6 protein-coding genes are annotated in these 8,249 nt (G+C 58.9%); 4 read left to right on the top strand and 2 right to left on the bottom strand.

The genetic code is table 11. The features are described from left to right. The 4 genes from ACZM96_RS08290 to ACZM96_RS08275 all read left to right on the top strand — a co-directional run. Nucleotides 1-277: M20/M25/M40 family metallo-hydrolase (locus ACZM96_RS08290; RefSeq protein WP_489488476.1), on the top strand; the 277-nt coding region annotated here is incomplete at its 5' end. 30 nt (nucleotides 278-307) lie between these two features. Beyond that, a complete protein-coding gene (locus tag ACZM96_RS08285; RefSeq protein WP_489488475.1) occupies nucleotides 308-1,672 on the top strand; it encodes a YfcC family protein in 1,365 nt (454 codons plus the stop codon). Between the two features lie 191 nt (nucleotides 1,673-1,863). Beyond that, nucleotides 1,864-3,207: an MATE family efflux transporter gene (locus tag ACZM96_RS08280; RefSeq protein WP_489488474.1), complete on the top strand. Its 1,344-nt coding sequence runs from the start codon at nucleotides 1,864-1,866 to the stop codon at nucleotides 3,205-3,207. 27 nt (nucleotides 3,208-3,234) lie between these two features. Next, nucleotides 3,235-4,152 (top strand): DMT family transporter, encoded by a 918-nt coding sequence (locus tag ACZM96_RS08275; protein ID WP_489488472.1) that lies wholly within the window; start codon nucleotides 3,235-3,237, stop codon nucleotides 4,150-4,152. Nucleotides 4,153-4,554: 402 nt separating this feature from the next. On the opposite strand, the gene pepT is transcribed toward ACZM96_RS08275, so the two are convergent. Together pepT and ACZM96_RS08265 are read right to left on the bottom strand one after the other, a co-directional pair. After that, complete coding sequence (pepT, locus tag ACZM96_RS08270) at nucleotides 4,555-5,799, bottom strand: peptidase T (protein ID WP_489488471.1); 1,245 nt, start codon at nucleotides 5,797-5,799, stop codon at nucleotides 4,555-4,557. Between the two features lie 28 nt (nucleotides 5,800-5,827). Then, nucleotides 5,828-7,384, bottom strand: coding sequence for an AbgT family transporter (locus ACZM96_RS08265; protein WP_489488470.1), 1,557 nt, complete (start codon nucleotides 7,382-7,384; stop codon nucleotides 5,828-5,830). Nucleotides 7,385-8,249: the final 865 nt, after the last annotated feature.

The following is an 8,249-nucleotide window of genomic DNA, read 5'->3' as shown; positions in this document are numbered from 1 at the left end:
CCCCGCCATGGAAAAAACGCCGGGCACCGACGCGCTGGCCGCCGTCTATGACGAAGCCTCGCGCGAACTGGGCTACGGGCCGGTTTCCTTCGTCTCCACGGGCGGCTGTTCCGACAGCGCCTTCGTCACGCAGACGGGCGTTCCCACGCTGTGCGCTCTGGGCATAGGCGGGGCCAACGCCCATACAAAGGAGGAATACGCCCTGCTCTCCTCCCTGGTGCCCCAGTGCAAAAAGCTCGTTGCCGCCATTCTCTCCCTGCCGGACGACAACGCGTAACCTTTTCCGCCGACAACCGACGATCCCGCCATGAACACTTCCGCAAAAAAATTTCAGTTTCCCAACTCGCTGGTCATCGTTTTTGCCATGATGATCCTCGCCGCCGTGCTGACCCACGTCATTCCCGCGGGGCAATACGATCTCATTGCAGGCACAAAGCTCCTTGATCCGGCCACCTATCACGCCATTCCCCAGCAGGGCGTTTCTCCCTGGGGCCTGGTGGACGCCGTATTCGCCGGCATGGTCAAGGCCGGTCCCATCATCGTGTTCACCTTTCTCGTGGGAGGCTACTTTCAGGTGCTCATCGCCAGCAACTCCGTGGACGCCTTCATAAGCTGGCTGGTCGGAAGGCTGGGAACCCGCTCCTTCCTCATTCTGCCCGCCGTCATCGTCATCATGAGCATTCTCGGGGCCTCCGGCGTCATGGCCAATCCCGTCGTGGCCACCATTCCCATCGGCGTCATTCTTGCCCGCAGGCTCGGCGCCGACAACATCACGGGCGTGGCCATCATGTTCCTTGCAGCCTACGGCGGCTACGCCACCAGCCCCGTGTGCGCCATGACCGTGCAGATCGCCCAGCAGATCGCCGGTCTGCCCATGCTCTCGGGATTCGGCTTCCGCAGCGTCGTGTGGCTGGTCTTTCTGCTGCCCACCATGCTGTTCATCGTACGCTACGCCCGCAGAATCGGCCGCGCGCCTCATGAAGAACCGGCTTCCGCCGCACCCGAAGCGCCCCGAAGCGACACTCCAGCATTCAACGGCCGTCACGCGCTCGCCCTGCTCGGTCTCATGGCGGGACTAGGCATCTATGTATGGGGCTCCCTCTCCTGGCACTGGGGCATGAACTACATGGCGGGCATCATGATGCTCGTGGCCATGTTCTGCGCCCTCGTCACCGGCATGGGCATGAACGGCTTTGTCGCCGGATTCCTTCAGGGAGCCCGGCAGATGACCTTTTCCGCCATGCTCATCGGCCTTGCCACCGGCATTTCCGTCGTGCTGAGCGAAGGGTATATCCTCCACTCCATCATCTACGGCATGGCCGTCGCGCTGAACAGCCTGCACAGCGTGCTCGTGGCTCCGGTCATGTTCATCTTCAACCTTCTCTTCAACTTTTTCGTTCCCTCGGGATCGGGTCAGGCCGCCGTGGTCATGCCCATCATGGCTCCGCTTTCCGACGTCGTGGACATTTCCCGTCAGACCGCCGTGCTGGCCTTCCAGCTCGGCGACGGGCTCTCGAACGTCATCTTTCCCACCAACGGCACCATGATGGCCAGCATCGCCATGGCGGGCCTCGATTACCGCAGGTGGGCGGGATGGGTTCTGCCGCTCTTTCTTCTGTGGACGCTCATGGCCATTATCGTCATGGTCATCGCCGTGGCAACGGGACTCTGAACAGACTTCGGCAATCCTGCCGATCTTCGTCCGACGTTTTGTCGCCCCCTTGTTCTTTACAAGCTCCGCCTTCCGGAGCAGATTGACCGCGGACTGCGCCCGACCTCCAAAGCTTGAGGCCCCGCCCTGTTCCGGCAAGGCGCATTCCGCCCGCGGGCAGCCCGACCCTTTCACCGCATCCCCTACGTTCCATGTTCCGGCTTCAGAAACAACATATCGACATCCGCCTGCTCCTGAGACTGACCCTGCCCATCTTTCTGGAACTCGTGCTGCAGCTTCTCGTGGGCAACGTGGACAAAATCATGGTCGGCAACGACTACAGCGCCACGGCCATCAATCAGGCCAACACCATTCTCGACATGCTGGCCGTCAGCCTGTCCGTGCTCTCCGCGGCGTCCCTCATCCTCATCAGCCAATACAAGGGCGCGCACAACAAGGAAAAGGAACAGCAGGTCTATGTGCTTTCCTTCTACTTCAATCTGACCGTCAGCCTCTCCATCGGCGTGCTGCTCGCCGTGCTCGCCCGACCCGTGCTTTCCGCCATCCACGTTCAGCCGGAAATCATGGACGAGGCGGTCATCTATCTGCGCATCACGGGAAGCGGCCTCTTCCTTCAGGCCGTCATGCTGTCGCTGAGCGCCTATCTGCGCAGCAACACCTACATGAAGCAGTGCCTTTTCGTGGCCTTTCTCTTCAACATCATCAACATCAGCGGCAACGCCCTCTTTCTCTGGGGGTTCGGCATGCAGGGCGCCGTGGCCGTCGCCATTCCCTCCGTGATCTCCCGCCTCATGGGCGCCCTCATCCTTTTTTATGAGGTCAGAAAATATCTGCGCCTCAACCTCTCCATAACGCAGCTCTTCCGCTGCCGCCGCTCGGAACTGCTGAAAATACTCAAAATCGGCCTTCCCTCCTGCGGAGAGTCCATTTCCTATTCCTTCAGTCAAATCGTCATTCTGGCCATCATCAACACGTTCAGCACCATGGAAGCCGTGGTGAAAACCTACGCCACCATGCTCGCCATGTGCTCGTACCTGTTCACTTCGGCCATTTCCCAGGCCATGCAGATTCTGCTCGGCCGGGCGCTCGGCGCTAAACGCCATCAGGAAGCCGAAGAACTCGTGGTCTGGGTCACCGTGGTCTCCTGCGCGGCGTCCATCACCATTTCCGTCGCCATCGCGCTGTTTGCGAATACCATTTTCGGCCTGCTGACCGACAATCCCGACGTCATCAGCCTCTGCCGCACCGTCATGCTCATCGACATTGCGCTGGAAATCGGACGCGCCATCAACATCGTCATGGTACGCGCCCTGCAGACCTGCGGCGACGTACTTTTTCCCACCACGCTGGCCATCATTTTCTGCTGGGCCGTGGCCGTTTGCGGTTCATGGCTTCTCGGCAGTGTTCTGGGGCTCGGCATCATCGGCGTATGGGTGGCCATGAGCGCCGACGAACTGTGCAGAGCCGGTATATTCATCGTCCGTTTCCGCCGCGGAAACTGGAAAAAACTTTCCCTTGTCGACGAGAAGAGCTGACCGGCTTTTCCCGCCCCGGAGTGTCCCATGAAAACATTGCATGAAAGACTCGTCTATCTCTACCTCTTCCTCACCTTCTTTCTGTGGGGCAGTCTCTACGTCGTGAGCAAATACGTGCTCGACAAGGTGCCGCCCTTCACGGTTTCCCTCGTGCGGTACGCCATTTCCTTCCTGCTGCTCCTCGTGCTCATACGCATAAAGAAATTCCGGCCCGTTGAGCGTCAGGACTACAAATACATCTTCATGATCGGTTTCTTCGGCTACTTCGTGGCTCTGGTGCTCCAGCTGCTGGGCACCAAGTTTTCCAACGCCTCCTTCGCCGCGCTCGTCAATTCGCTGAACCCCATCGTCATCATGATCATGGCGGCCATCTTCCTGCATGAGCGCCTCACCATCCAGAAGGTCATCGGCCTTGCTCTCGGCATCGTCGGCGTGTACTTCATCATCGGCGGCGTTCACGGCAGCGACATGATGACGGGCATCATCCTTTCCCTCATTTCCGTGCTTCTGTGGTCGTACGTGTCCATCATCATCCGCAAGATCGGACACAAGTATCATCCGCTCATCATCACCGCCTGGAGCATGGGCGTCGCCCTCGTGTTCACGCTGCCCGCCTCCGCCGTGGAACTCATGCACACGCCCGCCGTCTGGGACGCCGGAGTCGTGGCTTCGCTGCTGTACATGGCCGTCATGTGCACCTGCGTCGCCCATCTGCTCTGGAATGAAAGCCTGTCCCTCATAGAAGCCGGAACCTGCTCCGCCTTCTATCCGGTTCAGCCGCTCACGGCCACCATTCTCGGCATTCTCTTCCTGGGCGAAGCCGTGTCCCTCTCCTTCTGGATAGGCACCGCCCTCATCCTCATGGGCGTCATGCTCTGCCTCATCCACTTCAGCAAGGCTCCCGCCGCCTGTCAGACCAGCTGCTGCTCTTCCCGCGAGCGCTAACGGCAACATATCGCTTTCACGAATCGATCCGGCGACGGAACATCTCCGCCGCCGAATCTCGTTTAACCGCCGGAAACCGGGACCGCCACGCATCGAACATCATCCCTGCAACTCCAAACGGCTGCATGCCCCTCTGCCTGCGGCGGGAGTCCGAAACACAGGCTCGCCATCGTTGACGCAGATCGACGCGCTTTTCCGCCGCGCCACGCGTTCCCGCCCTTTGCCGTTCCCGGATCCTTTTTCAAGGCAGATTGCCGACCTTCGCGCCGGGTGAGGCGTCTTTGTCAAGCCGCTGCCCTTCCCCTCCACATTCGACTCGCCGGTCGGAAGTTCTCCGGGCATGAAAAAAGCGCCCCGGTCGGCAAGGACGCGAGGCGCTTTTCATCATGCTGTCAACGGAAATCAGCAGGCGGATTTCTTTACTGCAAGCTCCAGAATCTTGAGCGTCATCTCAAGAGACTTGCACAGAGACGGAACGGGCAGAAATTCCGCATTGGAATGGAAGTTCAGCCCGCCGGTGAAATAGTTGGGGGTCACAAGGCCCTTGGCGGACAGGGCGGAACCGTCGGTGCCGCCGCGCATGGCGATGGTCTTCGGCTCCACTCCGATCTCGTGCGCGGCTTCGTACATGAGGTCGATGGGCGCTCTGTCTTCGCCGAGCGATTCCACAATGTTGCCGTACACGTCCGTAAACGTCACGTTGATCTTGGCTCTCTTGTGGCGGATGCGCGTGAAGTCCACCACGTCCTGCACGTACTTCTTGCGGGCTTCGTAGCACTTCTTGTCGAAGTCACGAATGTTCATGTGCAGGGTGCAGCGGCTGCTGTTGGATTCCATGCCGGTAAACCACCAGTACCCTTCCTTGCCGTCGGTGTGCTCGGGCGTCTGCTTGCGGTCGAAGCAGTTGATGATGTCGGTGGCCACGAGCAGCGGATTGACAAGAACACCCTTGGCGGACATGGGATGTGCCGTCACGCCCTCAATCTCAAAGAGCACGCTGCCGGCATTGAACGTTTCATACACGAGTTCGCCCACCGCGCAGCAGTCGATGGTGTAGGCGAAATCGACCTTGAACTTGTTCAGATCCATCAGCTTGGAGCCGCAAAGGCCGATCTCTTCATCGGGCACGAAGGCCACGCGGATTTCCCCGTGCGGTCTGTCGCCGGAAGAGAGCACATGCAGCATGGTCATCACGTTGGCGATGGCGGCCTTGTTGTCCGCGCCGAGCACGCTGGTGCCGTCGGTAAATATGATGTCCTGTCCTGCGTAGTTCGCGAGTTCGGGATGCTCGGCAAGACGCAGCCAGATATCCTTTTCGGCGTTCAGGCAGACGTCTCCGCCCTCATAGTGCAGCATCTGGGGATGCACTTCGGGCGAAAGCGAGACGGGCACGGTGTCGAGATGAGCGACAAAGCCCACGGCCGGAGCGCCGGACACGTTGCCCGGCAGTTTGGCGGTCAGTATGGAATGTTCGTCGATATCAATGTCTTCGAGGCCCATGACCTGAAGTTCGCCTGCCAGAAGACGGGCCAGTTCCCGCTGTCCTTCCGTGCTAGGGACGACGCCCGCGGCAGGATTGCTTTCGGAAGGAACGGCGACATAACGCAAAAAGCGTTCCGTCAGTTCGTCGGCGTATTCATGTTTCATGACTTTTGCCTTCTTGATGCATAAGAGTTTACTTGACGGGAGGATACACATAACCGCTGTCAAAGCCCAGCGGAATGCCTATCATCCAGTACATGTACAGCACGAAAGTGAGCACCACGAGCAGCGCCACCGTATAGGGGAGCATCATGGAGCAGAGCGTGCCCACGCCCGTGGCCTTGGCGTACTTCTGGCAGTACATGATGAGCAGCGGATAGAACGGGAACAGCGGCGTGGACACGTTCACGGCGGAGTCGCTCACGCGGAACGCGGCCTGGGTGAGTTCGGGAGAAATGCCCAGCATCATGAGCATGGGCACGAAAATGGTGGACAGAATGGCCCACTTCGACGTGGCCGACGTGATGAGGATGTTCAGCATGCCGGTCAGCAGAATGATGCCGAACAGCGTCATGCCCGAGGGCAGGCCCATGTTCTTCAGGAACTCCGCGCCGGCGATGGCGAGCAGCGTGCCGATGTTGGACTTGCCGAACACATACAGGAACTGCGCGGCAAAGAACGCGAACACGATGAAGGAAAGGAGCATGGTCAGCACGTGTTCCATGGACTTGATGACGTCCGTGCTGTTCTTGAACGAGCCGGAAGCATAGCCGTACACCAGACCGGGCACGGCGAAGAACAGGAACAGCAGGGGAACAATGGCCTGCATGGCGGGAGCCTTGGGACTGGTCAGGCTGCCGTCGGGAGCGCGGAACAGGGAATGTTCCGGCCAGCACATGGCGAAGAACAGCAGAATGAAGGCCAGCCAGGTGAGGCAGGCGCGACGGAAGGCGCGCTGTTCCTCGGGGCTGATGGGATTCAGCTGCAGATCAGGATCGTTTTCCAGACCGCTGTCGAGGGGCATGGTCATGCGCAGACGGGGCTCGACGATCTTGTCCGTGACATACCAGCACGCGTCGATGACGAAGAACGTGCCGCCCAAAGCGAAGAAGTAGTTGCACAGCACGTTGACGGAATACGTCGGATCCAGTGTCTGCGCGGCCGCCTGCGTGAAGCTCTGCATGACGGGGTCGATGATGGAAGGCGTATAGCTTGCCGTGAAGCCGCCGGCCAGACCGGCGAAGGAGCAGGCGATGCCCGCCAGAGGATGACGTCCGCAGGAGTAGAAAATAAGCGCGGAAACCGGCATGAGCACCACATAGGCCGAGTCGGACACGATGTGGCAGAGAATGGAGACGACGATGACGGCGGGAGTGAGGATCTTTCGCGGAATGATGCTCAGCAGCTTTTTAAGCAGCACGTGAATGAATCCGCTGCCTTCGGCAATGCCTATGCCCATGGTGGCCACGATGGTCATGCCGAGCGGCGGGAAGTTCATGAAGTTCTTGACCGAGGAAACCACAAGATCCAGCAGATTCTTCGGGCTGAGCATGTTGAGGACGCGAATGGTTTCTCCCGTGCTCGGATGCTTGTAGTCAAACGAAACGAACGACAGGAGGAAGGACAAAATAATGGCTATCACCAGGGCATAGATGAAAAGCATGGTGATGTGCGGCAGTTTGTTGCCTGCGGCTTCCACGGCGTTGAGGAAGCGGTTCATAGCCCCGACGGGCTGTTGGGGTTTCGACATATGCACTCCTTGGACGATAAAATTCCGGCATACGATTCTACGCATGCCGGGTATTACAGCGTCAACAAGGTATTTTGCCCATTTTCACTCCGCTAGGCAAGTAAATCTCCCATCAAAATTAATAAAAATTGTCCGGACGTTGTGACGCACTCCACAGCAGCGTCAACGCAGCTGCGGCGCGCACGTTGCAGAGTATTTTGTGTAATCTTTCACCATGCCCGAAACAGCACTTTTTTACCAACTCATTGTGCTTACTATGTATTTTCATGAATAATGCCGATCAGGCACAGCGTTCACCGGCGGACATGCTTATAAAAAGTCTGCAAAAAAATAAAGATACAGTCAAAAAAAGAAAAGCTCGACAGCAATCGTATCGGTCCCTATCCGGGCGTGTTCGCCGTCACAGATCGGCTGCATCGAAGCTCTCGGGAATCGCGTTCCGACTGCCGGGGACAGCGTGCCCGGCAATGCCGGTGACTGTCTGCCGAAAATCCCCGTCTCTCCGACGCTGCGGCTTTTTTGAGCAGCTGGGCAGTGCGACCGAATCGCTTCGGACGTCGTGGAAAATGCCCCAAAACATTTTTCGAGAGACGTCTCTCCCCCCTCTTTCTTGCAGGCGGGACTGGCTTTTCCGCAGCCACCGGGGCTGGCGAACAAGAGAGCGCAGGAAAAGACAAGCCAGGAACGACGCGTCCGCGGGAGAGAGTCTGACGCACGGACTGCCTGCGGTGTTTCTGCGGAAGGAGCTATGCGCCCGCGGGAGCGAGGAACGAGATGACTCTGAGAGTCCCCTGCGGCACGCAAAAAGACGGCACGGTGGGAAGAGAGGCCTGGGCGGAAAAAATTTAACAGAAAAGGGAGCCGT

The organism is Mailhella sp., assembly GCF_057866825.1.
Note: the sequence above shows the minus strand (reverse complement) of the source record. Positions and strands in the feature narration are given on the sequence as shown.